Consider the following 21094-nt stretch of genomic DNA (forward strand, 5'->3'; position numbering starts at 1 on the left):
AATAGATTTAGAGCGAGTGGCAGCCCACAGGAGGTGATAGCGCGGTGAACCTAGAACGCCTGGGTTCCATTACATCGGAACTCTCCTCGAACCTGCTGAAGGCCATCGTCGTGCCGCAGGGGGGCCTGCGCGCTTGGTTCGCCCGCCATCGCTCTTCCGCCCAGCGGAACAAGAACGGCCGCCCGGAGGGGCGGCCCGAGCGTGAACTAGATGTCTCCACCGCGGAGTTTCCCGCCGGTCCGGTGATCCTCATGGGAGGAACCCCGGTGCCGGATGAGGCCGTTGTCGCAGCCGTTCACCTCTCCGGAGGCAGGAGCTCGCGGGTCGCGATTGTGCCCGCTGGGGCCAGTGGCGATCCGGAGGTGGCGGCCGCCGCGGCGGCGCGGGCGTTCACCCGCTTTGGCATGAAGCAAGTGGAGCCGCTGCTCCTGGACTCCCGCGAAAAGGCTGCGGATCCGGAATGGGCGGCACGGCTGCGCGAGTTCGACGCCATCGTGCTGTGCGGCGACAGCCCGTCCCAGGGGCTGCACGTGCTGCAGTCCACCGCCGCGGCCGCGGCGCTCCGGGAGCACCTGCAGGCCGGGCGCCTCCTGGTCGGCATTGACGCCGGGGCCGCGATTCTGGGGAGCCGGCTGTTCCTGCACGCGGCGGACGACGCCAGCACCGTCGGGCTGGGCATTCTGCCGGCCCTGCTCATCGACTGGGGCTTCAGCGGCGCCCAGCGCTTCAGCCGCCTGGTGCGGGCGATGTCCGCACCCGAGGCCTGCGCCATGATGGGGGTGGGGCTTGACACCTGCACGGGGCTGCTGGTGAGCGATGGCGAGGCAAAGGCGCTGGGCGAGGCCACGGTGACGGTTCTGGACCCGTGGGAGCGGGGCACGCCCAGCGAGGACCGGCCTGGCGGGCTGAAGGTCCACCTTCTGACAGACGGCTACCGGCTGAACTTCCGCACGCGCCGGGCGTTCCCCCCCGAGCGCCAGGAGGCGGAGGTCAGGTAAACGGCGAATCGCGGGACCACCGAACTCGGTGGTCCTTTTTCGCTTTCTTGGGAACCTTTCGCCCGCCCCGTTTGTCCTGTGTGTGGCGGCCGCCGGACGGAGGTGAGTGGATGCTGACGCAGGGGGAGTTCCTGCGTCTGTTGCAGGAGCAGGAGGGCCGGCTCTACCGCATCGCGATGGCAATCACAGGCAGCGATGCCGACGCCTGGGACGCCCTGCAGGACGCCGTGGAGGCCGCGGTACGCAGCCTGCCGGAGCTGCAGGGCGGGGCTGATGCCTTCCCCAGCTGGATCAGGCGCATCGTGGTGAAGCATCCATAGCGGCCCGGGAGATCTGGGGGCTGATGGATGAACTGGACGCGGGGCAGCGGCAGGTGGTCGCCCTGCGCTACCTGGCCGACCCGTCGCTGGAGGAGATTGCCCGCAGGCTTGACCTGCCTGTGGGTACGGTGAAGTTTCAAGCTCAGTGCTCGGCTCTCGCGCTGATCTGGAACGGAATGCCGAACTTGTCGGTCAGGGAGGCGTAGGCGGGGCTCCAGTCGGTTTTCTGCAGCTCCATCTCGACCTTCTGCGCGCCTTCGGCGAGCCGGGCGTAGATGCGCTCTGCCTCTTCCACCGAGTCGGGCATGACGGTGACCATAACCTGTTCCCCGAAGGTCAGCGACTGTCCCGGGAAGCTGTCGGAGAACATCAGCGCCGCATCGCCGATGGTCAGGTGGGCGTGCATCACGCGATCGTTTGCCTCTTCGGGCATCCCGGGGAACGGGCTGTCGCCGTACGTCATGATGCCTTCGATTTTGCCGCCAAACACCTCCGCGTAGAAGTCAATGGCCTCCCGGGCATTACCGTCGAGCACGATGTACGGGATGATGCGCATCGCCACGGAATCCTCTCCTTTGTTGCACCCCTTTGGGTGGTGTTCCCTGATGAGGGCCTGCCGGACAGCGGCCAAGCATGGACCCATCGACCAGTGTGAGCCAAATCCGGTCGGTGCGATTCACGGCACAGCGGGAGGTGCTCAGTGCGTTTAGAGGGGGAGGACGAACACGGGCGGCCCTGGGCTGTCGGGACTCTCCGTTTGAGCCGTCGCCGGCGCGTCGACCGTCGAGGCTGCATCCGCTGCGATAACAAATGCGCCGTAGTATCCCTGGATGGCTACGCTCTCGTTCCGGATTGGGCTGATTTCGCCGTCTGCAACCAGGTAGCTGTCACCGAGCGTTGGCCTGAACGTGGTGGACCCGGTGGCTGCCGTGAACCAGAAGCGGACAGGTGGCTCAAGCCCCTGGTGCTGCTCCAGCCGCTGGAAGCCGACCTGGCTGACGGCCGAAAACGCGCTGTGTGCCGGGACCAGCCCGCCCGGCATAGAGCCCGTCATGCGCAGGAATGAGCCATTTTCGTACCGAATGGTCCCTCGACCAGTATGACGCAAACGCCGGGGCCGACCACATCACATGTTTGAAGACGAGGGCACCCACACGCTCCGGGCTGGGTGAACTTGGGATCACGGCGGAAGCAGGGGAGGAGGCGGGCTGGGCGTTGACGTTCGAAACCAGGCAACAGACCAATTGTGACGGTTTGCAGGTGGCGGTCAGCACGGCGCACGGCGGTTATGAGTTGCGTTTCCAACGGCCATACGCCGACCCCGCTGAGCGCCTCTGGGCCATGCTTACGCAGCCCAGGTCGTGGAGTGGCTGGCCGAGGCGGATATGACCCTGTTGCCAGGCGGCCGGGTGCGGCTGCGGTGGCTGAACACCGAACCCAAGAGGAACAAAGGGTTGGCCACCGGGGTCATTACGGCCGTGGACCCGCCCCGTCTGCTGGAGTACTGCACTGGCCGACGTGGCGCGACGAGCATTTCAGCCGCTCGCAGGTTTACCGTAACCGCTATGCTGCCGCCATGGGCCTGCAGCCGTGACCTACTGCGGCCAAGGAAGGCCCAGCTTCCCACAGGGACCGCTGCCCGGGCGGCTGCGGGGAACCGCGGCAATCCCGGGGGCCTCTTTTCGCTGTCGCCCTCCGCTAGTTTACATAACATATATTATCGGACGTTGTGTCTGTGAAAGTGGACCCCCGAAAATCCGGCCGGACGCCTCCCCTATCCCGCGGGTTGGCGTCCGGCCCCTACGCAGTAGTTAACAATTCATTATGCGCCGCCCTGCGCCGGCGGCCCGTCTGCCGCGTCGCTGTGCGCCCCTGGTGCGTTCTGGTCATCGCATTCCGGATGCAGATTCACCACCGCCTGCAGCCGCGGCCCGAAGCTGATGCGCCGGGTGATGAACTTGCTGTCCTGAATCGGCTTGCGGCAGCGGGTGCAGTACAGCTTTCCCTCCATGCGCAGCCGCTCTGCGGCGGCGCGCAGCTCGTCCTCCGTCGGGTCGATCAGAACGGGCCGTTCGGCCTCGATCGCGTTGACCAGCAGCCGTTCCATCTCTTCGCTCACGCATGACACCCCCGGTTTCCCCGGACTGTGGGTCCAGTCCGTTCATACCTACGCCGGGAGTTTACCGTTCATGAGCCCGTTGGACGTCCTGCAGCCGCCCTGACCGGTGTGGCGGATCGCCGCCACTCGGTCTCTGGTGCTCTCGCGACAGCCGCCCAGGACTTCCATCGCCCTGCAGAACCCGCATGGGCATCGGACTATCTAACCACACATATATCTGAATACACTGACAGTTAAACCGGCGGCCATCGTCAGGCCCATCGGCCGCATCATGGCGGTGTCGGACGGAGTGAGAACCGGGGAAACCTACGCTTCGCCGCTCACCACATGGTCAAAGATCCTGTGGTACAGGGACGGAAACGCGTACTCCCCCAGCGCTTCCGGCGCCACCCAACGCACCTCTTCACCCTCCGCCACCTTACACCCGGGGGCCAGCGCAGCCCGGTAGCAGCGCACGTGCCACACCAGGTGCGTGAAGACGTGCCGCACGTCCACCAGGTGCTCCCCCACCTCCACCTCCGCGCCCAGCGCGTCACGCAGGAGGGTGCGGAGCGCCTCTTCCGGGGCCAGCCCGGCCGGCACGTCGCCGCCGGGAAGCTCCCAGAGCCCGGCCAGGAGGCCTTCCTGGGGCCGCCGTACGATCAACAGACGGCCCTCCTGCTCCACCCACGCCGCCACCCGCTCCACGGGCCTGGGGGCCCTTGCCCTGCCCTTCACGGGCAGCTCACCCACCCTGCCGGCCTTCCAGGCCTCGCACAGCTCCCGCACGGGGCAGAGCAGGCACCGGGGTCGGCGCGGGGTGCAGATCACCGCCCCGAGGTCCATCAGGGCCTGGTTGAACTCGCTCGCTCGCCCAGGGGGAATCATGGCCCTGACCAGCTCCTCGACGACCCGACGGGTCGCAGGCCTGGCGATGTCGTCCGCGATCGCATACAGCCTGGCCATCACCCGCAGCACGTTGCCGTCCACGGCAGGTACCGGCCGGTTGAAGGCGATCGAGAGGATGGCCCCGGCGGTGTACGGTCCCACCCCCTTCAGCGACGCCACGGCCTCTGGGTCGTCGGGCACTTCGCCGCCGTAGCGCGCCACGACCTCCTGGACGGCGGCGTGCAGGTTGCGGGCGCGGGCGTAGTAGCCGAGCCCCTCCCAGGCCTTCAGGACCTCCTCCTGGGGCGCGGCAGCCAGCGCCTCGAGGGTGGGAAACTGTTTCATCCACCGCTCGAAATAGGGAATCACGGTCTCCACCCGGGTCTGCTGCAGCATGATCTCAGAGACCCAGATGCGATAAGGATCGCGGGTGCGGCGCCACGGCAGGTCCCGCGCGCTTTCCGCATACCAGTCCAGCAGGCGGCCGGCTATCTCCGCCGCCCGCCTGCGCTCGCGAGTCTCGTCGTGCTGCGAGGAGTGCAACGCTGTCTCTCCCTGGCATCTCTTGGGGCGCCCGCTCGGGGCGCCTCATCTGGCCAATGGTTCGCCGGCGCGCCCGACGGGTCCTTCCCGCGCTGCACTCCCGTCCAGGGGACCTATCTGGCCCGATTGTCAGCCCTACTGCTGCGACTGCTGCTGGCCCTGGTCCTGCTGTCCCGGGGGAGGACCGCACTGCCACTGAGCCTGCTGGTCTCCCCCTGCACCTCCTCCCTGTCCACCCTGTCCTCCCTGCGCCGACTGCTGTCCGCCCGCTCCCCAGTTTCCCTCCTGGCCACCGCCGCCCTGGTTGCCGCCCCCCTGCCAGTTGCCGGCGCCCTGTCCGCCATCTCCCTGGCCGTTGCCGCCGGCCTGGGCGCCCCCAGCCTGCCAGGCCCCGCCTCCCTGGCCTCCACCCTGACCTCCGCCCTGGCCCTGGTCTTGGCCCTGGCCCCGGTCTTGGCCCTGGCCCTGGGCTCCGCCCTGCTGGCCGCCCTGTCCCTGCGCCTGCCAAGTCTGCTGCCCCTGTACCTGGGCCCCGTTCTGACCGCCGGCCCAGCCTTCGTCCTGCCGCATCTGGCCCTGACCCTGCCCCTGGTTGTGCCCCTGCTGCCGGGTCCGGTTCTGACCGCCACCGCCCTGGCCGCCGAACTGGCCCTGCTGCTGGCCGCGCGCCTGCCCCACCAGGGCGTTGTACTGGCTCAGGTACTGCAGCCGCGACTCCAGAATCATCACGTGCCTTTCCATATCGTCCGCCATCTGCTTAAATACCTGGTGTGCCTTCGGGTCTTCCGACTGCGCCGCAAACAGCAAGTAGTTGCCCTTGGCCGCCTGCGCCATGGCAATCGCACGTTCCAGATCTCCGTGCACCGTCATCCCTGCATCCTCCTCCTGGCGCCACCCTCGCCGACAGGGAAGGGCAGCCTCACCGCCGAAGTCCACGTATGTTAGCCGCCTGCCCGCGGCCGCGCTCCGGCGCTAGTCTTTGCTAGGCGAAAGCGAGGTATGCGACGATGATCGTGCGATCAGTGGACGGCCAGCTTTACCTGACCGAGCAGGTGGAGCACGCCCGGCTGACAGCGGACCTGGTGGCCTGCTGGGGCGGGGTGTGCGCGCCGGTGGAGCCCCTGGAGCCCGTGCGGCAGGCCGCAGCGCTGCACGACGCGGGCTGGGCCGATGTGGACGCCCGGCCGGGCGTCAATGCCGAAACAGGGCGGCCCTACTCCTTTCTGGACATCCCCCAGGACGTGCACGTCGCGGCCCACACCCGCACGGTGCGTGAGGCGCGGCAGGCGCATCCCTACGCCGGGCTGCTGACCTCCCTGCACAGCGCCGGCCTCTACCGGAATCGCTACGGCTACCTTCCCCACATCGCCTCGCGGCCCGTGGCGCCCCAGTGGCGCACGGCCGTGGAGCGCTTTCTGGCCGAGCAGGACGCCGTGCAGGTCGAGCTGACGGCCGCCCTGCAGCCCGACCCCGACGTGCTCTGGACCCACTACCGCTGGTTCCAGCTCTGGGACATGCTCTCGCTCTTTTCCTGTATGCTGAGCCCTGACAGCACCACGGAGCGCCTGCTCTGCGCGGTGCCGCAGGCGCCCGGGGCGGAGGACATCGCGTTCCACCTGCGGGGAACCGGCAGCGGAAGCTTCCAGGTGGACCCGTGGCCCTTCGAGACAGAGCAGGTCGCCCTCCGCTGGACGGCCCGCATCCTGCCAGACCGGCCCTACCGCAGCGACGCCGAACTGCTGGACGCCTACGCCCAGGCCCCGCCGCAGCAGCAGGAAGTGGTGCTGCATCCGCGCTGAGAAAGGCGTGACCCGCCCAAGACACGGGCGGGTCACGCATCATCATCTGGCGTATTCGCTTCGTCAGTCGCCGCCTGCGTAGGAATGCAGGCCGACGATCAGCAGGTTGACGCCCACCAGGGTGAAGAGGATCACCCCGAAGCCCAGCACGGCCAGCCAGGCGGAGCGGCGGCCCTCCCAGCCCGCGGTGATGCGGAAGTGCAGGTAGGCCGAATAGACGAGCCAGGCGATGAGCGCCCAGGTTTCCTTCGGATCCCAGAACCAGTACCGGCCCCAGGCCTCCTTGGCCCAGATCATGGCGAAGATCAGGCCGCCGAGGGTGAAGATCGGGTAGCCGATGGCCACCGCCCGGTAGCTGATCTCATCCAGCAGCTCCGGGTCGCCGCCCACGCGCACCGCCAGGGCGTCGCCGATGCGCCCCCGGGCGATGAACCGGCGGATGAACCCGTAGAGCACGGCACCGACCACCACCGAGTAGAGCAGGGTGTTCAGGTGCTTGCCCCGCCAGCCGTAGGGCACCACCACCGTCGGCAGGGGAATCCCCAGCACCGAGCCGTGCTCCCCCACCTCCGCGCCGTACGGCCCGATGATGGGCGGCAGGTGGTAGATGGACATGCCGTTGTTGAAGATCCACTCAAACCCCGCGTAGCGGAAGAACAGGGCCAGCACTGTGAAGCCCAGAATGACGAGGATGAGGTAGAAGACGACCTCCATCAGCCGTATGCCGACGATGCGCTCCCAGCGCTCCCAGCGGGTCTCCGCCACTGCGCCGGGAGCAGCCCCCTGCATGGGCGCGGCGCCCTCCAGTCCGGCAGCGACCTCCTCGGCTGCCCGGGCCCGGGCCTGCGCCAGTTCCAGCCCGCGCACACGGAGCAGGTACAGCATCGCCGCGCCGAAGGCGACGGCGAAGAAGCCCTCGCCCAGTGCGGCCAGGCTGACGTGCAGCGGCAGCCAGATCGACTGCAGGGCCGGAATCAAGGGGGTGACCTCCGGCGGGAAGACGTAGGAGTAGGCCAGCAGGGCGATGGTCACCGGCGTCACCAGGGCCCCGAGCACGTAGAGCCGGTACATCCGGTGCAGCACCAGGAAGGCCAACATGCTGGAGAACGCCATGAAGCCGATGAACTCGTACATGTTGGAGGTGGGCCAGAAGCCCGACCCCTGCCACCGGGCCACGATCGCCAGGCCGTGCAGGACCACCCCGATGACGTTGGCCACCGTTCCGTGGCCCGGGGTCCGGCTGAACCGGGTGCCCCCGGAGATCCGCTGGCCCAGCGTGCCCGAGACGTACAGCAGAAATGCGGCCAGATACGAGGCAAAGGCGCCGAAGAGCAGCCACTGGGCCGCGTCAAGCAGGAACTGATTAGGCGGTGTCATTTGAACTCTGCCCCTCCCCCTGGGGTGCGCCGAAGAGGCGCTTCATCTCCCGCGTCAGCGCGAACCGGTTCTTGTGCGCACGGGCGCCGATGAGGATCTCCCCGTTCTCCTCACGGACCCAGACCTGCCAGTGGTAGATGAAGAACGTGATCAGCATGCCCACGAACACGATGGCGAGCCCGAAGTACATGTAAGGCACCGTCTTGTCGTGGTGGAGCTTCAGGGCGGTGTACCAGCGGCTGTCGACCCGCTCCACCTCCAGGTAGTAGGGCCCCATGTACACGGCCTGCTGCCCGCCGGCCATGGCCAGGGCGATCCTGCCGACCATCTCGGCCCCGTCCGCCGTCGCCACCTCAGCGAAGACCACCGGGTTGCGCACCTCATACGAGGCGTTCATGGGCTCGTTGGTCTCGGGGTCCAGAATGAAGTCGTGCAGGTAGGTGAGCACGACCAGCTTCAGGTCGGTCCCCTCGATGGCATACTCGGGCGCCGGGTCCCGCAGGTCGAACGGGATCGTCGCCACGGCTTGCCCGGTGTCCGCTTCCACCAACCGCAGGTGGGCCACCCCGGGCTCCTCCCGCCACGAGGCCTGGTAGATGTCCCAGCCGCCGTACGAGAGCGGCTTGTTGACCTCGATGGTCCGCCGGAGCACCTCCTCGCCGTCCACGATGATGGACGCATCGGTGGCGTAAAGCGAGGGCAGCCCGTTCTCGTACAGCTCCATCGTGAACTTGTGGTTGGTGATGGCGAAGTTCTCGCCCGGCACCTTCACGGTCTGGCCGTCGGGAATCCAGACGTCCCGCACCTCATCCCAGCCCGGAAGCGCCTTGGCGAAGGCCGCAAAACCGACCACCAGCAGGCCGATGTGCAGGATATACGGTCCGTAGCGGCTTAGTCGGCCCTTCTCGGCGTACAGGCACTCCCGGTCCCGCCAGATCCGGTACCCCGCCCGCTTCAGCTTCGCCTCCGCCTGGTCGAGGTCGCCTGCGGTCTCCAGCACGACCTGCTGTTTGCGCAGGAAGTGCGGCAGCTTCCAGACCTGCGGGCGGGTCAGCATGCGGTGCAGCGGCACCAGCCGGTGCAGCGAGCAGATGACGAGGCTGACGATCAGCATCAGGACCAGGGCCACGTACCACACCGAAGAGTACGTGTGCGTCAGCCCCAGTTTCATGAACAGGTTGCCCCAGAACTCTCCGTACCGGTCGGGGTAATACAGGTGCGGAGGCCGCCAGTCCTGGTACAGCGACTCCTGCTCGATCAGCGTGCCCAGAATCGATGCGACCGCCAGGGCAATGATGATCCACGACGCTACCTTCGTCGACGCGAAGAAATCCCAGGTCCGGTCCAGCAGCGCCACCCAGGGGTTCGGCCCTTCAGGCGCCCGGGCCCGGGGCCGGTCTCCCAGGGCCCGCCCGCACCCGGGGCAGAACTGGGCCCCTGCAGGCAGTGCCCGCCGGCAGTCCGGACAGTTGGCTGCATGCACAGCGGCCAGAGCGAAACTCCCCCCTTGCCTTTCCCCCCGCGAAGGCGGGGGGCCCCACTAAAACCCCGTGCTAGAACCCCGTGAATCCGGTAACCTCCAGGAGCCAGGCCGACATGCGCTCCAGGCCGCCGGTGGCGAGCAGGAGCCCCATCAGCACCATCACGGCGCCCCCCACCCGCTCCAGGACCAGCGAGTAGCGTGCCAGCTTGCGCACCGAACCCAGGGCGTAGGCCATGCCGATGAAGGGCAGTGCAAAGCCCACCGAGTAGGCCAGGAGCAGCAGCCCGCCGTACCCCGGATTGGTGGCCGCCAGGGCGAGCACGGCCCCCAGGATGGGCCCGATGCACGGCGTCCAGCCCGCGGCGAACGTGAGGCCGACCAGGGCGGAGCCCAGGTAGCCCTCGGGCCTGCTGGCCAGCTGCCGGCGGGTGTCGCGCATCATGAAGGGCAGACGCAGGACGCCCATCAGCGAAAGGCCCATCAGAATGATGAAGATGCCGCCGGCCACGGGGAGCCACGAGCGGCTGCTGTAGAAGAAGGAGCCCAGGGCGCTGGCCGTGAGGCCGAGCGCGACGTAGATCACCGAGAAGCCCGCGAAGAAGGCCAGGCTGTGCTTAAGCACGCGCGCGCGCACAGCCCGGCTGCCCTCTGAGAGCTGGTCCACCGACACGCCGGTTACGTAGCTGAGGAACGACGGGTAGATCGGCAGCACGCAGGGCGAGATGAACGACAGCACCCCGGCGCCGAAGGCGAGAAACAGGTTCGGCGAAGCCATGCGCATCGACTCCTCATCAGCGGGCCATCAGCCGCCGGACCTCAGCTTCAATCTGCGCCCGCGACATCTGGTACTGGTAGACCCCGCGCACGATGCCGTCGCGGTCGATGAAGAAGGTAGCCGGAAGGGGCAGAATGTTGTAGACGGTCTGCGCCTCCTCCCCGGCATCGATCAGGATCGGCAGATCGATGCCGAGGCGGGCCGCGAAGTCGCGGATCGTCACCTGCGACTCCCCCACGTTGATCGCGTAGAACTGGAGCCCGTCGGCCCTGTACCGGTCGTAGACCTCCTGGAAGTCAGGCATCTCCTTGCGGCACGGTGGGCACCAAGACGCCCAGAAGTTGATGATCACCGGCTGGCCCCTGTGATCGGAGAGCCTTACGGTCCCGCCGTCCAGGGCCGGGATCTCGAAGTCCGGCGCCGGCGTGCCCACCGGGGGCACCATGTAGGCGTCGGTGCGCGGCACCAGCAGCATGAGCATGATCAGGAACGCCATGATCCCGAGCGACACGCCGGAGACCCAGCGCTTCCAGGCGGGGCGCTTCCCCAGCTCGGCCGCCCTGCGGGCCGCTGCGGCCGCCCGGAAGTCGAAGCCGCACATGTGGCAGAACCGGCCGTCTGGCTCCAGGCCGGTCCGGCACTCCGGACAGTGCATGGTTGACCACCTCTTCCCGTCAATACAGTCGTTTCGCGCAGGTGCGTGGATACCTGCGTGTCGTCGGGCCATGCACGCATGATTATAACAAACTATTGGCTATTGGGGTCAATCCTGCGTCCATCGGAACTGCCAGACAACGAAAGGTCTGCACCCTCAGGTGCAGACCCGATATACCCGTGCCCGTGCCTCAGGCCGGCCCCCGTTTCGCAGTACGGCCTGCCGGCGGGTAGCGGAAAGCCGCCTGCTGGTTCCACGCCCGCAGTTCCGGGAACATGCGGTCCACGGCGAGCGAGATCTCCAGCATGCGCAGGCCGCCCCGTTCCTCCACCGGCCTGCGGGCGGTCTCGGCCAGCATGCGCCCAAGTCGCCGGCTTATGGCATGCAGCTCCGCTTCGTTGGAAAAGTCGCCGGCCGCCGCCGCCCGCAGCACCCTGCCATGGCGCCGGCGCAGCCGCTGAAGCTTCGCGTACAAGTCGCCGGGCATTCTGCCCTCGAAAGTCTGTACGACGACCCCCATTTCCGTCCCCCTCCCCTCAGCGCAGCTCGGTCGGGACGAACAGCACCTGACCGGGGTAGATCTCAGCAGACGAAAGGCCGTTCATTCGCTGAATCTGGTAGATGACCTCGCGCACGTCGCGGTCACCGGCGTGGGCGACGGCGATGTCCCACAGCGTGTCGCCGGGAGCGACGGTGTGGTGAACGCCGACCGGCGGCAGGCTGGTCTGCGTGTGCACCAGCCGGGGGAACAGCAGTACGGCCGCCGCGGCCGTCACCACGAACAGCACGGCCAGCGTGCGGGCCCTGCGGACCGCCTTGGGCGTGCGCCTCCGAACCACCCGGACCCTGGACTGGACGTTGTGCGCCGCCATAGCTACCCCTCCCTGTGCCGAACAGCCCTTTGGTTACGCCGGAACCTGTGTTCGCTGTTAGCATACCACGAATGGATGTTCCGGTCAAGCCCTTCTGTGGATTTTTCGAACAGGCGTTTGCAGATCGGCGGACATGTGGTACAATCGACCCGACCGGACCGTGCGCCGGAGAGATCGGGGTGGGGCAGCTCTGACGGGAGGGGCTCCCGCCTCAGTTCAGGGGGTGTCGCTGCATGCCGGAACCCTTGACGGAGCGCCAGCGTCAGATCCTGCAATTCATCAAGGATGAGATCCGCACCAAGGGTTACCCGCCGTCGGTGCGGGAGATTGGCGAGGCCATCGGCCTCAGCTCCAGTTCCACCGTTCACGGCCACATGACCCGGCTGGAGGAGAAGGGGTACATCCGCCGGGATCCCACGAAGCCCAGGGCCATTGAGGTGCTCGATGGGAGCCACACGCAGCTCAAACGCACCATCGCCGTGCCCATGGTCGGCCGTGTCACAGCCGGCCAGCCGATCCTGGCCCAGGAGGCCATTGAGGACCATTTCCCGCTTCCGGCCGACTTCGTTCGCGCGGACGAGTCAGAGCTCTTCTTCCTCACCGTTCAGGGGGACTCCATGGTCGAAGCGGGCATTCTTGACGGCGATTACGTGCTGGTACACCGCCAGCAGCACGCCAGCAACGGCGACATCGTCGTCGCGCTGATCGAGGACGAGGCCACCGTCAAGCGGTTCTTCAAGGAGCAGGACCACATCCGGCTCCAGCCCGAGAACCGGTTCATGGATCCCATCATCGTTCCGGACTGTCAGATCCTCGGCAAGGTGGTCGGACTGGTCCGCCGCATGGACTGAGCGGAAAGCACGAGGCCCTGTGCGAGCGCAGCGCTTGCACAGGGCCCTTTTCTTCCCCTGCGCGGTCCCCGGTCAACATGGCCGGTCAGATCAGTACCTTTACGACAAAGGCGACGGTGAGCCCCAGGGCCACCATGACGTTGACCACCACCGAACCCAGCACGCCCACCAGTCCGCCGAATCCGGCTTTCACCGCCTCGCCGCCGGAGCGGCCGGCAAACAGTTCAAAGAGCAGCGCGCCCAGGAACGGTCCGAGCAGCAGCCCCACGGGCATGAAGAAGAGGCCGACGATGGAGCCGATCACGGCGCCCCAGGCCCCGGCCCTGCCCGCGCCGAAGCGCTTGGCGCCCCAGGCCCTGGCGTAGTGCTCGGCCACCTGCGTCGCGATCACCACGAGCAGGGCGACGACCAGGAAGCCCGGGGTGATCTCGCGAAAGCCCTCGACGAAGCCGTACACCAGCATGGCCAGGAAGACCACCGGCAGTCCCGGCAGGGCCGGAATGAAGGTGCCCACCACGCCCGCGAGCATCACGACGACGGCGATCACGAAAGCGATCCACTGCCCGGCCATGTCACCACTCCCCCTACAAGGTAAGAATGCCTGCGGCCGCGAGTTGGTTCGCGGCCCGGAGGGCGGCCAGCATGACGTGCTCGCGCGTAAGACCCCCCTGAAAATATGCGACGTACGGAGGGCGCACGGGCCCGTCAGCGGAAAGCTCAATGGATGAACCCTGAATAAACGTGCCGGCGGCCATGATCACCGGATCGTCGTACCCCGGCATCGCCCAGGGCTCGGGCCGCACGTGGGCGTCCACCGGGCTGGCCTTCTGCACAGCCTGGCAGAAGGCGATCAGCCCCTCCGGGGTGCCGAGTTCCACCGCCTGCACCAGGTCGGAGCGGTACTCGTCGTATCCGGGCCGCACGCCGAAGCCCAGCAGTGCGAAGAAGGCGGCGGTGAACTGCGCGCCCTTCAGCGCCTCGCCGGTCACGTGGGGCGCGAGGAAGAGCCCCTGGTAGAGCAGCCGGTTGGCGCCGGCGTTCGGCCCGACCTCCGGGCCGATGCCCGGGGCGAACAGTTGGGCCGCCGCCCTCTCCACCAGGTCGGCCCGGCCGACGATGTAGCCGCCCGTGGGCGCGATGCCCCCGCCGGGGTTCTTGATCAGCGACCCGCACGTGAGGTCCGCCCCCACATGCGGCGGCTCCTGCGCCTCCACGAACTCGCCGTAGCAGTTGTCCACCAGGACCGTGATGCCGGGGTTGGCCTCCCGGGCGGCCCGGATGACCGTGCTGATCTCGGCCACCGTGAGCGGCGCACGCAGCGAGTAGCCCCGGGAGCGCTGGATGAAGAGACAGCGGGCATCAGGCTTGCGGACCGCCGCTGCGACCGCCTCCACGTCCACGGTCCGGTCCGGGCGCAGGGGAACCTCCTCGTAGGCGATGCCCCACTCCGCGAGGCTGCCCACCGTTCCCTGAATCACCTGCTGCAGGGTGTCGTACGGGGCGCCGGCGGCGGCGATCAGCCGGTCGCCTGGTCGCAGGGCGGCGAAGAGGCCGGTCGCGATGGCGTGGGTGCCCGAGGCGAACTGAATGCGCACCAGGCCGGCCTCCGCACCGAAGGCACGGGCGAAGACCTCGTCCAGCTTCTCCCGGCCAATGTCGTTGTAACCGTAGCCGGTAGACTCCGTGAAGTGGACCTCGGAGACGCCCGCCTCCTGGAAGGCGGCAAGCACGCGTGCCTGGTTGCGCAGCACCAGTTCGTCGACCTGCGCCCACACGGGCCGGACGCGCTCCAGGGCGGCGTCCGCCGCACGCACGATAGCTTCAGGACAGTCGGGGATGAGTTGGTTCCAGATGTTCAACGGCGTAACCTCCAATAAGCACCAATAGGCGACATCCAGTACATTTTACCCGTTATACGCGCAGGGAGCCATCCCCGGCAGGGATGGCTCCCCCCTAGCGTCGCCTGGGCCGCACCACCAGCAGCCAGTAGAGCAGGCTCGGCATGGGAAACTGGATGAGGCCCAGGAGCCCCCAGAGCCACGCCCGCGCGCCCCGGCGGCGGCTGTCCAGAAAGAGCAGGGTCCCCTGCGCTCCCAGCAGCAGGACGATCAGCACCCAGCCCCACCACGGAATCCTGCTCGGGTCATTCATGGCTGGCCCTCCTCCCCCCGGCCGCGGCCCAGGCCAGTGCAGCGGCCATGGCGAAGGCCAGGGCCCCCTGGGCCATCAGGAAGTAGACGGGAAACTGCAGCCACGCCCACAACCAGGCGCAGAGGATCAGCCCCGCGGCGGCCAGAAAACGCACCAGGTCGCGCCGGAGGGCCCGCCGCTGCTCCCGCTGCACGTCGCTGACCAGCATGATGAAGGCCCCCAGGTCGGGCGGGCTCTCCTCTGCCACCGTGCCCGCAAGGGCGTCCAGCCCCTCCCGCAGGCTCCGCTCCCAGGGCTCCGCACTACGCTTCATCCTGCCCCAGCTCCCTTCGCAAGGTGCGCACTCCGTTGAAGACGCGCGACTTCACCGTTCCCACCGGGATTTCCATCCACTCTGCGATCTCCTCGTACGTGTACCCGTAGTAGTGCTTCAGCACCACCGGCAGCGCGACCTCCCTGGGGAGCGCCTGCAGTGCCGCCATCAGGCTCTGCACCTCCGGCGACGGCGGCGCCTGCCAGAGCGGCTGCACATCGGCGACCCGCGCCGCAGCCTGCCGTTCCCGCTTCTCCCTGCGCAGCCAGTCCAGGTACTGCCGGGTGGCGATGGTCATGAGCCAGGTACTGAACCTGGAGCGCCCCTGGAACTGCCCGATGCGCTGAATCGCCCGGATCATGGTCTCCTGGGTGAGATCCTCCGCCAGCCCGCGGTCGAAGGCGATGGTGACCAGGTACTTCTTGACCGGCAGGTAGTGCTGCTGCAGCAGGGCGGCCAGCGCGGCCGGGTCACCGCGCTGCGCCCGCCGGATCAGATCTAGGTCGCCCAAGGGGTTTCACCCGCCCGTCTCTGGTGTTGAGCCGGCCTCAGCGCACCTGGCTGGCGAAGAGCTGCTGCCGGTCCAGGCGGCGGAGCAACTGCCACAGCAGGAGCCCGTTCAGAAGGAGCAGCACCGCCCCCACGCCCAGGACCACCGGAACGCTGAAGACCAGCACCCCCGTTACCTGCCCCACCACCAGCAGCAGCATCGGCAGCACGACCATGCCGCCCAGCTGGTACGCGGCCTGGAACGTGGCCACCCGCGCGCTGATGAACACGTTGAGGAGCACAGCCAAGAGGGCGATCGCGGGAATGACCAGGAGCACCAGGGGAATCCAGTTCACCTGCGGGAAGATGATGCGCCCGAACAGCGGCCAGGCAGCCGCGTTCACCGCCGCCGCGCAGAGCAGCAGGGTGGCCAGCGACAGCGCCATGGCCGGAACGAACGCGGCCAGCACCTTCCCGATGAAGAGGGACAGCATGTCGACCGGGGCGAACAGCAGGGTCTCGAGGGTGCCCCGCTCCTTCTCTCCGGCAAACGAGTCGGCGGAGATGACCGAGGCGGCCATGAGCGGGATCAGGAGGAAGAACGGCGCCAGCATGTAGTTGACCCCCACGTAGATGAGCCGCTGGCTCAGCTCCGGCAGCTCCGCCAGGGCGGCCGCCACCGCCCCCGAGGGCAGTTTCTCCGCCCAGCCGAGCACGGCCTGCGCGTCGGACGGCGACATGCTGTCCGCGCCGAACCGGAACACCAGCACCAGGCCCAGCGGGACCGCGATGCCCAGAATCAACGGCAGGAGCAGCATTGGCAGCCATACCTGCAGGTTGGCCGTGATCGCCTGAACATCCTTCCGGGCAATGGCCACGACGGCTCTCCTATTCACCCGCAGCACCCCCTGTAATCTTGAAATAGAGTGTCTCCAGATCCCGCCGGACGGGTGCCGCGCTGTAGACGGCCGCCTCCTGCGCCAGGCTGCGCAGGAGCTGCGGAATCGCCTCCCGCCCGGGTACCGTAAAGGCGATGCGGCCCGGGCCGACCCGCTCCGCGCGGACGCCCCGGTACTCGCTTCCCGCCAGGGCGAGGTCAGTCTCCACCTCCAGCGTCACGGTGGGGAAGTGGCGGGCCTCCAGTTCCGCGCGGGTGCCCTGCTCCACTACCCGGCCGCCCATGAGGAACAGGAAGCGGTCGCAGACGATCTCCAGCTGCTGGAGCAGGTGGGAGCAGATGACGACCGTGGTGCCGTCCCGCTGGTTCAGGCGGCGGATGTAATGCAGCACCATCCGGATGCCGTCCGGGTCGAGGCCGTTGGTCGGCTCGTCCAGGAACAGCACCTCGGGCCGGTGCAGCATCGCCTTGGCCAGCCCCAGCCGCTTCTTCATGCCGGTGGAGTAGGTGCCTACCTTCCGGTCGGCGGCGTCGGCCAGGCCGAACTCGGCCAGCAGCTCGTCCGGCCGGCCGGGCTCATCCACGCCGTAAAGATCGGCGAAGAACTGCAGGTTCGCCCGCCCGGTCATGTGCGGGTAAAGCCCCGCAGACTCGGTCAGGACGCCCGACATGCGCCGCACCCGTTCGCCGTCGTGGCGGGGGTCGAAGCCGCCCACGGCCAGGTCGCCCCCGTCCGGGGCGATCACGCCGTTCAGCAGCCGGATCGTGGTGGTCTTACCGGATCCGTTGGGGCCGATGAAGCCGACGATCTCGCCCCGGGCGACGGAGAAAGAGAGATCCGTCAGCACCGGCCGACCGTCAAATCCCTTCTGCACCCCGTTCAGTTCGATGAAAGGAGTCCCGTTCATGCGCATCACCCGCCGGTGTGACGCCCGGGGGGTGCGGAAAGTTCACCGCCTGAAGAAAAAAGCCACAGAAAAGCCGGCCCTCCCCGCGATGGGGAGGACCGGCAGTGCAGAACTGCACGTCAGAAGACGATCGCCTGCATCACGAACCCGAACACGACACTGAGCACCACGGCGATCAGGCCAGGGATCATGAAGCTGTGGTTCAACACGTACTTGCCGATGCGGGTGGTGCCCGTGGAGTCGAAGTTGACGGCGGCGATGATCGGGCCGTAGTTCGGGAGGAAGAAGTAGCCGTTCACCGCGGGGAACATGGCGGCCAGGAAGGGCACCGGAATCCCCAGGGCCAGACCCAGCGGCATGATGGCCCGGGTGGTCGCGGCCTGGGAATTGACCAGGACCGAGAAGAAGAACAGCACGATGGCCAGGAGCCACGGTGCCTGCTGGACGATGCCGCCCAGCTGGGCGTTGATGACCGCCTGGTTGCCGCTGAACCAGGTGTCGCCGGCCCAGGCGATGCCGAAGATGGCGATGAGGGCGTTGGCGCCGGCCTGGAAGACGGAGCCCTTCACCAGGGCGCCCACATCCGCCTTGGTGATCCACAGAATCGCCGTGGCGGCCACCAGCATCACGATGCAGATGGCGTGCCACATCTGCAGGGTGGCCGTGCTGCCATCGGCGTGGACGAAGGTGGGACGCAGCGAGGGAACGGCTCCCAGGATGACCACCATGAGGGCGGCGAGCAGGAAGATGACCACCGAGGACTTGGCGCCGGGCGGGGCTTCGTACGCCGCCAGTTCCTCGCGCGACTTGGGCTTGACGGGTTCGATGAGCCCTTCCCGCACGCGGCGCTGGTACTCAGGATCCTCGTCCAGCTCCTTGCCCAGGAAGTTACAGATGAAGGCCGCAACCATACAGGCCAGGAAGGTGGACGGGGCGGTGATCAGCATCAGCTTGGGCAGCGTCATCCCCATCGCCTCCGTGAGACCCAGCATGGCCACCATGGCCGCCGAAATCGGGCCGCCGGTGATGGCGAACTGCGAGGCGATGACCGAAATGGAGAGCGGCCGTTCGGGGCGAATGCGGGTCTCACGGGCCACCTCGGCGATGACCGGAAGCACCGAGTAGGCCACGTGGCCCGTGCCGGCAAAGAAGGTAAACATGTAGGTCACGAAGGGGCCGAGGAACGTGATGTACTTCGGATTGCTCCGCAGCATCCGCTCCGCCAGCCGGACCAGGTAGTCCAGGCCGCCGGCCGCCTGCATGGCGGAGGCCGCACAGACGACCGCCAGGATCATGAGCATCACGTCGATCGGAGGCGAAGTCGGTTCGAGCCGGAAGACGAAGACGAGCACCGCGAGGCCGACACCGCTGGCGAGACCGATGCCGGCTCCGCCGAGGCGGACGCCCAGGTAGAGGAAGAAGAGTACAACGAGCAGCTGTAACCAGACCAAGAAGTGCACCTCCTTCAGCTTTCCTGCTTTGAGCATACTTGAGCGACCCACTGGTCGCTATCCGCCTCCGGTGCTCGCTTGTAAAGGCACGAATAGAGTTCTCAATAATAGTCCTTCGGATCATATTGGGATCAGACAAGTGCATCGAAACGCCATTTCCCGCATAGCGGAAAGTCGCCGGCGGCCACAGGCGCCGACGACCTTCGGGGCGAGCAGCATGGGCCTTTGGCCGCTGTGACCGCAGCCCCATTCGCCCGGCCCGGGCGCCTTTTCAGGCACGGGGCGCCTCCTGAACCCCCGCACTGGCCGGAGGGACGCGACCGTGCGCCGCCTATCGGGCCTACACCCCTGGCACCAAACTGCCATTGGCCCTCCCGGTGCTCAAACCAACGTGCCAGAGTTCAGATACCCTGCAGGCCGGATGCAAATCAAAAATGGCGGGGATCTCCCCGCCGCTCTTCAATCCCTCATCGCCTCGCTCCCCACAGCCGCAATCCGGTAGGTGAACCGGCCGCCGGGGGCATCGATGACCACCCGCTCGTTGACCCGCTTGAGCAGAAGCGCCAGCCCGAGCGGTGACAGACAGGAGATGTGCCCCTTCGCCGGGTCGCCCTCATCCGGACCGACCACGGTATAGACCTCTTCGGTACCGTCGGCCTCGTCCACCAGCGTCACGGGCATGTCCATGAACACGACGTCCAGCGCAGCATCGTCGTCCTGCTCAGCCATCCTCTCCAGGAGCTGACTGGCCACCTCCACATAGCGGCGCAGGTGCGGGCGAACGCTGTATGCGCCCCCCTCGCTCCCGGGGCTCGAGAAATACTCCTCCATCTGTGTGTTCAGCAACTCGTCCAGCACGCGCAGTCTGCTGGCAATCCGCGACCGCATGTGCTCGATCTCGGACGGCGGACGTGCACGCACCATGGCATCACGACCTTTCGCTTGTGTGATGTAGACCGGCGGCATCGGCCGGATGTTCCGCGCATACGGAACCACTCCGCTCTGGGAACGGAGTGGCAACTCCTCTTGCCAATAGTATATCACAATTGGCAGCCCCTGTAACTCATGCGGGGCCCGCGCACCGCCTCCCCTCCCTCCCACTTTTCGGCATTTGGCCATGCCCTCATGCTGCGGAGGGACCCTGCTGCGTATGCATCCCAGGAGGTGGAGTGCGATGGCCAGGGTGCGACAGCCCCAGCGCATGGAAGAGATCAGCAACTGGCTCCGGCAGGGCCGCATCACCCCGGCCGATGCCCTGCAGATGGCGATCGAACTTCGTAAGCGGCGCACGGCCGCGCCCAGGGCGCAGGGCAAGCCCGCCGACACGGCCCAGGACCAGCAGCGGCGGATCCAGGCCGTGATCGGGGAGCTGGAAGGGCTCGTCGGGCTCGGACAGGTGAAGCAGCTGGTCAGGGAGTTGCAGGCCTACATCGCGATTCAGCTCCGGCGCGCTCGGGCCGGGCTGGCCAGCGAGCCCAGCACGCTGCACATGATCTTCACCGGCAACCCGGGCACGGGCAAGACGACGGTGGCCCGGCTGCTGGGCCGCCTCCTGAAGGAAATGGGTGTACTGCCCAAAGGTCACATGGTCGAAGTAGAGCGTGCGGACCTGGTGGGGGAGTACATCGGTCACACCGCGCAGCGCACCAGGGAGATCGTCCGCAAAGCTACGGGGGGTATTCTGTTTATAGATGAAGCATACAGCCTGGCCCGCGGCGGCGAGCGGGACTTCGGGAAGGAGGCCATCGACTATCTGGTGCGGGCCATGGAGGAGCACCGGGGCGAACTGGTGCTGATCCTGGCCGGCTATCCCGACGAAATGGCCTGGTTCCTGCGGCAGAACCCCGGGCTGCGCTCCCGGTTCGCGCTGACTCTCCACTTCCCGGACTACACGGCGGAGGAGCTGGTGGCCATCGGCGAGATGATGCTGCGCCGGCGGGACTACCAGCTCACGCCCGACGGGCGTGCGGCACTGCGGCAGATTCTCCGGGGCCAGGCGTGGCTCACCGCCGGCGAACACGGCAACGCCCGCGCGATGCGCAACCTCGTCGAGCGGGCGATCCGCTGCCAGGCCCTGCGGCTCGTCGACCGGCCGGACGCGACCCGGGAGGAGCTGATGGCGATCACGCGCGCCGACCTGGAGGACGCGGTGGCCGCGCTCGCCGGGCGGCCCTGGCCGGAGTACCCGGGGCTGCGATGAAAAAGGGACCGCCACGCTGGCGGTC

At 67.6% G+C, this 21094-nt stretch carries 25 protein-coding genes; 6 read left to right on the forward strand and 19 right to left on the reverse strand.

Annotated elements, in window-relative coordinates:
- Window positions 1-44 precede the first annotated feature (44 nt).
- The 3 genes from ACZ45O_RS05075 (at window position 45) to ACZ45O_RS05085 (ending at window position 1524) form a co-directional block, all read left to right on the forward strand.
- Window positions 45-998: a cyanophycinase gene (locus ACZ45O_RS05075; RefSeq protein ID WP_464856191.1), complete on the forward strand. Its 954-nt coding sequence runs from the start codon at window positions 45-47 to the stop codon at window positions 996-998.
- A 110-nt stretch (window positions 999-1108) separates the two neighbouring features.
- Window positions 1109-1318: an RNA polymerase sigma factor gene (locus ACZ45O_RS05080; RefSeq protein ID WP_464856193.1), complete on the forward strand. Its 210-nt coding sequence runs from the start codon at window positions 1109-1111 to the stop codon at window positions 1316-1318.
- Window positions 1319-1329: 11 nt separating this feature from the next.
- Window positions 1330-1524, forward strand: a complete 195-nt coding sequence (locus ACZ45O_RS05085) for a sigma factor-like helix-turn-helix DNA-binding protein (RefSeq protein WP_464857656.1) — start codon at window positions 1330-1332, stop codon at window positions 1522-1524.
- Here ACZ45O_RS05085 and ACZ45O_RS05090 read toward each other — a convergent pair.
- The 4 genes from ACZ45O_RS05090 to ACZ45O_RS05105 all read right to left on the reverse strand — a co-directional run bounded on the left by ACZ45O_RS05090 (window position 1461) and on the right by ACZ45O_RS05105 (window position 5717).
- Window positions 1461-1874 (reverse strand): VOC family protein, encoded by a 414-nt coding sequence (locus tag ACZ45O_RS05090; protein WP_464857658.1) that lies wholly within the window; start codon window positions 1872-1874, stop codon window positions 1461-1463. The two genes, ACZ45O_RS05085 and ACZ45O_RS05090, sit on opposite strands and share 64 nt — an antisense overlap.
- 1266 nt (window positions 1875-3140) lie before the next feature.
- Complete coding sequence (locus tag ACZ45O_RS05095; protein ID WP_464856195.1) at window positions 3141-3437, reverse strand: hypothetical protein; 297 nt, start codon at window positions 3435-3437, stop codon at window positions 3141-3143.
- A 306-nt stretch (window positions 3438-3743) separates the two neighbouring features.
- Window positions 3744-4847 (reverse strand): A/G-specific adenine glycosylase, encoded by a 1104-nt coding sequence (gene mutY / locus ACZ45O_RS05100; RefSeq protein WP_464856197.1) that lies wholly within the window; start codon window positions 4845-4847, stop codon window positions 3744-3746.
- Window positions 4848-4982: 135 nt separating this feature from the next.
- Entirely contained in the window at window positions 4983-5717 is a 735-nt protein-coding gene (locus ACZ45O_RS05105) for a DUF1657 domain-containing protein (protein WP_464856199.1), read from the reverse strand.
- Between the two features lie 137 nt (window positions 5718-5854).
- Here ACZ45O_RS05105 and ACZ45O_RS05110 point away from each other — a divergent pair, with 137 nt between their 5' ends.
- Window positions 5855-6646 (forward strand): DUF3891 family protein, encoded by a 792-nt coding sequence (locus ACZ45O_RS05110; RefSeq protein ID WP_464856201.1) that lies wholly within the window; start codon window positions 5855-5857, stop codon window positions 6644-6646.
- Between the two features lie 63 nt (window positions 6647-6709).
- Here the strand turns inward: ACZ45O_RS05110 and ccsA are convergent, their stop codons facing one another.
- The 6 genes from ccsA to ACZ45O_RS05140 form a co-directional block, all read right to left on the reverse strand.
- On the reverse strand, window positions 6710-8023 hold the full coding sequence (gene ccsA, locus ACZ45O_RS05115) for a cytochrome c biogenesis protein CcsA (RefSeq protein ID WP_464856203.1): 1314 nt from the start codon (window positions 8021-8023) through the stop codon (window positions 6710-6712).
- Window positions 8010-9506: a cytochrome c biogenesis ResB family protein gene (locus tag ACZ45O_RS05120; RefSeq protein WP_464856205.1), complete on the reverse strand. Its 1497-nt coding sequence runs from the start codon at window positions 9504-9506 to the stop codon at window positions 8010-8012. Before ACZ45O_RS05120 ends, ccsA begins: the two co-directional genes overlap by 14 nt.
- A 70-nt stretch (window positions 9507-9576) precedes the next feature.
- A complete protein-coding gene (locus ACZ45O_RS05125) occupies window positions 9577-10281 on the reverse strand; it encodes a cytochrome c biogenesis CcdA family protein (protein ID WP_464856207.1) in 705 nt (234 codons plus the stop codon).
- A 16-nt stretch (window positions 10282-10297) separates the two neighbouring features.
- Window positions 10298-10936, reverse strand: a complete 639-nt coding sequence (locus ACZ45O_RS05130) for a redoxin domain-containing protein (protein ID WP_464856209.1) — start codon at window positions 10934-10936, stop codon at window positions 10298-10300.
- A gap of 190 nt (window positions 10937-11126) precedes the next feature.
- Complete coding sequence (locus ACZ45O_RS05135; RefSeq protein WP_464856211.1) at window positions 11127-11423, reverse strand: hypothetical protein; 297 nt, start codon at window positions 11421-11423, stop codon at window positions 11127-11129.
- 49 nt (window positions 11424-11472) lie between these two features.
- Entirely contained in the window at window positions 11473-11808 is a 336-nt protein-coding gene (locus ACZ45O_RS05140; RefSeq protein WP_464856213.1) for a LysM peptidoglycan-binding domain-containing protein, read from the reverse strand.
- Window positions 11809-12041: 233 nt separating this feature from the next.
- Here ACZ45O_RS05140 and lexA point away from each other — a divergent pair, with 233 nt between their 5' ends.
- Window positions 12042-12659 (forward strand): transcriptional repressor LexA, encoded by a 618-nt coding sequence (gene lexA / locus ACZ45O_RS05145; protein WP_464856215.1) that lies wholly within the window; start codon window positions 12042-12044, stop codon window positions 12657-12659.
- Window positions 12660-12744: 85 nt separating this feature from the next.
- Here lexA and ACZ45O_RS05150 read toward each other — a convergent pair whose 3' ends face one another.
- From ACZ45O_RS05150 to ACZ45O_RS05190, 9 genes are all read right to left on the reverse strand, one after another.
- The gene (locus ACZ45O_RS05150; RefSeq protein WP_464856217.1) at window positions 12745-13230 is read right to left on the reverse strand and encodes a DUF456 domain-containing protein; all 486 of its coding nucleotides are present in this window, start codon (window positions 13228-13230) and stop codon (window positions 12745-12747) included.
- Window positions 13231-13243: 13 nt separating this feature from the next.
- The gene (locus ACZ45O_RS05155; RefSeq protein WP_464856219.1) at window positions 13244-14518 is read right to left on the reverse strand and encodes a methionine gamma-lyase family protein; all 1275 of its coding nucleotides are present in this window, start codon (window positions 14516-14518) and stop codon (window positions 13244-13246) included.
- Between the two features lie 94 nt (window positions 14519-14612).
- Window positions 14613-14810: a sigmaY antisigma factor component gene (locus ACZ45O_RS05160; RefSeq protein WP_464856221.1), complete on the reverse strand. Its 198-nt coding sequence runs from the start codon at window positions 14808-14810 to the stop codon at window positions 14613-14615.
- Window positions 14803-15123 carry a YxlC family protein gene (locus ACZ45O_RS05165; RefSeq protein WP_464856223.1) on the reverse strand — a complete coding sequence of 107 codons (321 nt, stop codon included), beginning with the start codon at window positions 15121-15123 and terminating at the stop codon, window positions 14803-14805. The genes ACZ45O_RS05160 and ACZ45O_RS05165 overlap by 8 nt, the downstream gene beginning before the upstream one ends.
- Complete coding sequence (sigY, locus tag ACZ45O_RS05170; RefSeq protein ID WP_464856225.1) at window positions 15113-15634, reverse strand: RNA polymerase sigma factor SigY; 522 nt, start codon at window positions 15632-15634, stop codon at window positions 15113-15115. Before sigY ends, ACZ45O_RS05165 begins: the two co-directional genes overlap by 11 nt.
- A 37-nt stretch (window positions 15635-15671) precedes the next feature.
- Entirely contained in the window at window positions 15672-16508 is an 837-nt protein-coding gene (locus tag ACZ45O_RS05175) for an ABC transporter permease subunit (protein WP_464856227.1), read from the reverse strand.
- Complete coding sequence (locus ACZ45O_RS05180; protein ID WP_464856229.1) at window positions 16501-17418, reverse strand: ABC transporter ATP-binding protein; 918 nt, start codon at window positions 17416-17418, stop codon at window positions 16501-16503. The genes ACZ45O_RS05175 and ACZ45O_RS05180 overlap by 8 nt, the downstream gene beginning before the upstream one ends.
- Before the next feature lie 119 nt (window positions 17419-17537).
- Window positions 17538-18869, reverse strand: coding sequence for an anaerobic C4-dicarboxylate transporter family protein (locus ACZ45O_RS05185; protein ID WP_464856231.1), 1332 nt, complete (start codon window positions 18867-18869; stop codon window positions 17538-17540).
- A gap of 459 nt (window positions 18870-19328) precedes the next feature.
- Window positions 19329-19793 carry a GreA/GreB family elongation factor gene (locus ACZ45O_RS05190; protein ID WP_464856233.1) on the reverse strand — a complete coding sequence of 155 codons (465 nt, stop codon included), beginning with the start codon at window positions 19791-19793 and terminating at the stop codon, window positions 19329-19331.
- Window positions 19794-20043: 250 nt separating this feature from the next.
- On the opposite strand from ACZ45O_RS05190, the gene ACZ45O_RS05195 reads away from it, so the two are divergent.
- The gene (locus ACZ45O_RS05195; RefSeq protein ID WP_464856235.1) at window positions 20044-21069 is read left to right on the forward strand and encodes an AAA family ATPase; all 1026 of its coding nucleotides are present in this window, start codon (window positions 20044-20046) and stop codon (window positions 21067-21069) included.
- Window positions 21070-21094: the final 25 nt, after the last annotated feature.

Source organism: Symbiobacterium turbinis (genome assembly GCF_055383075.1).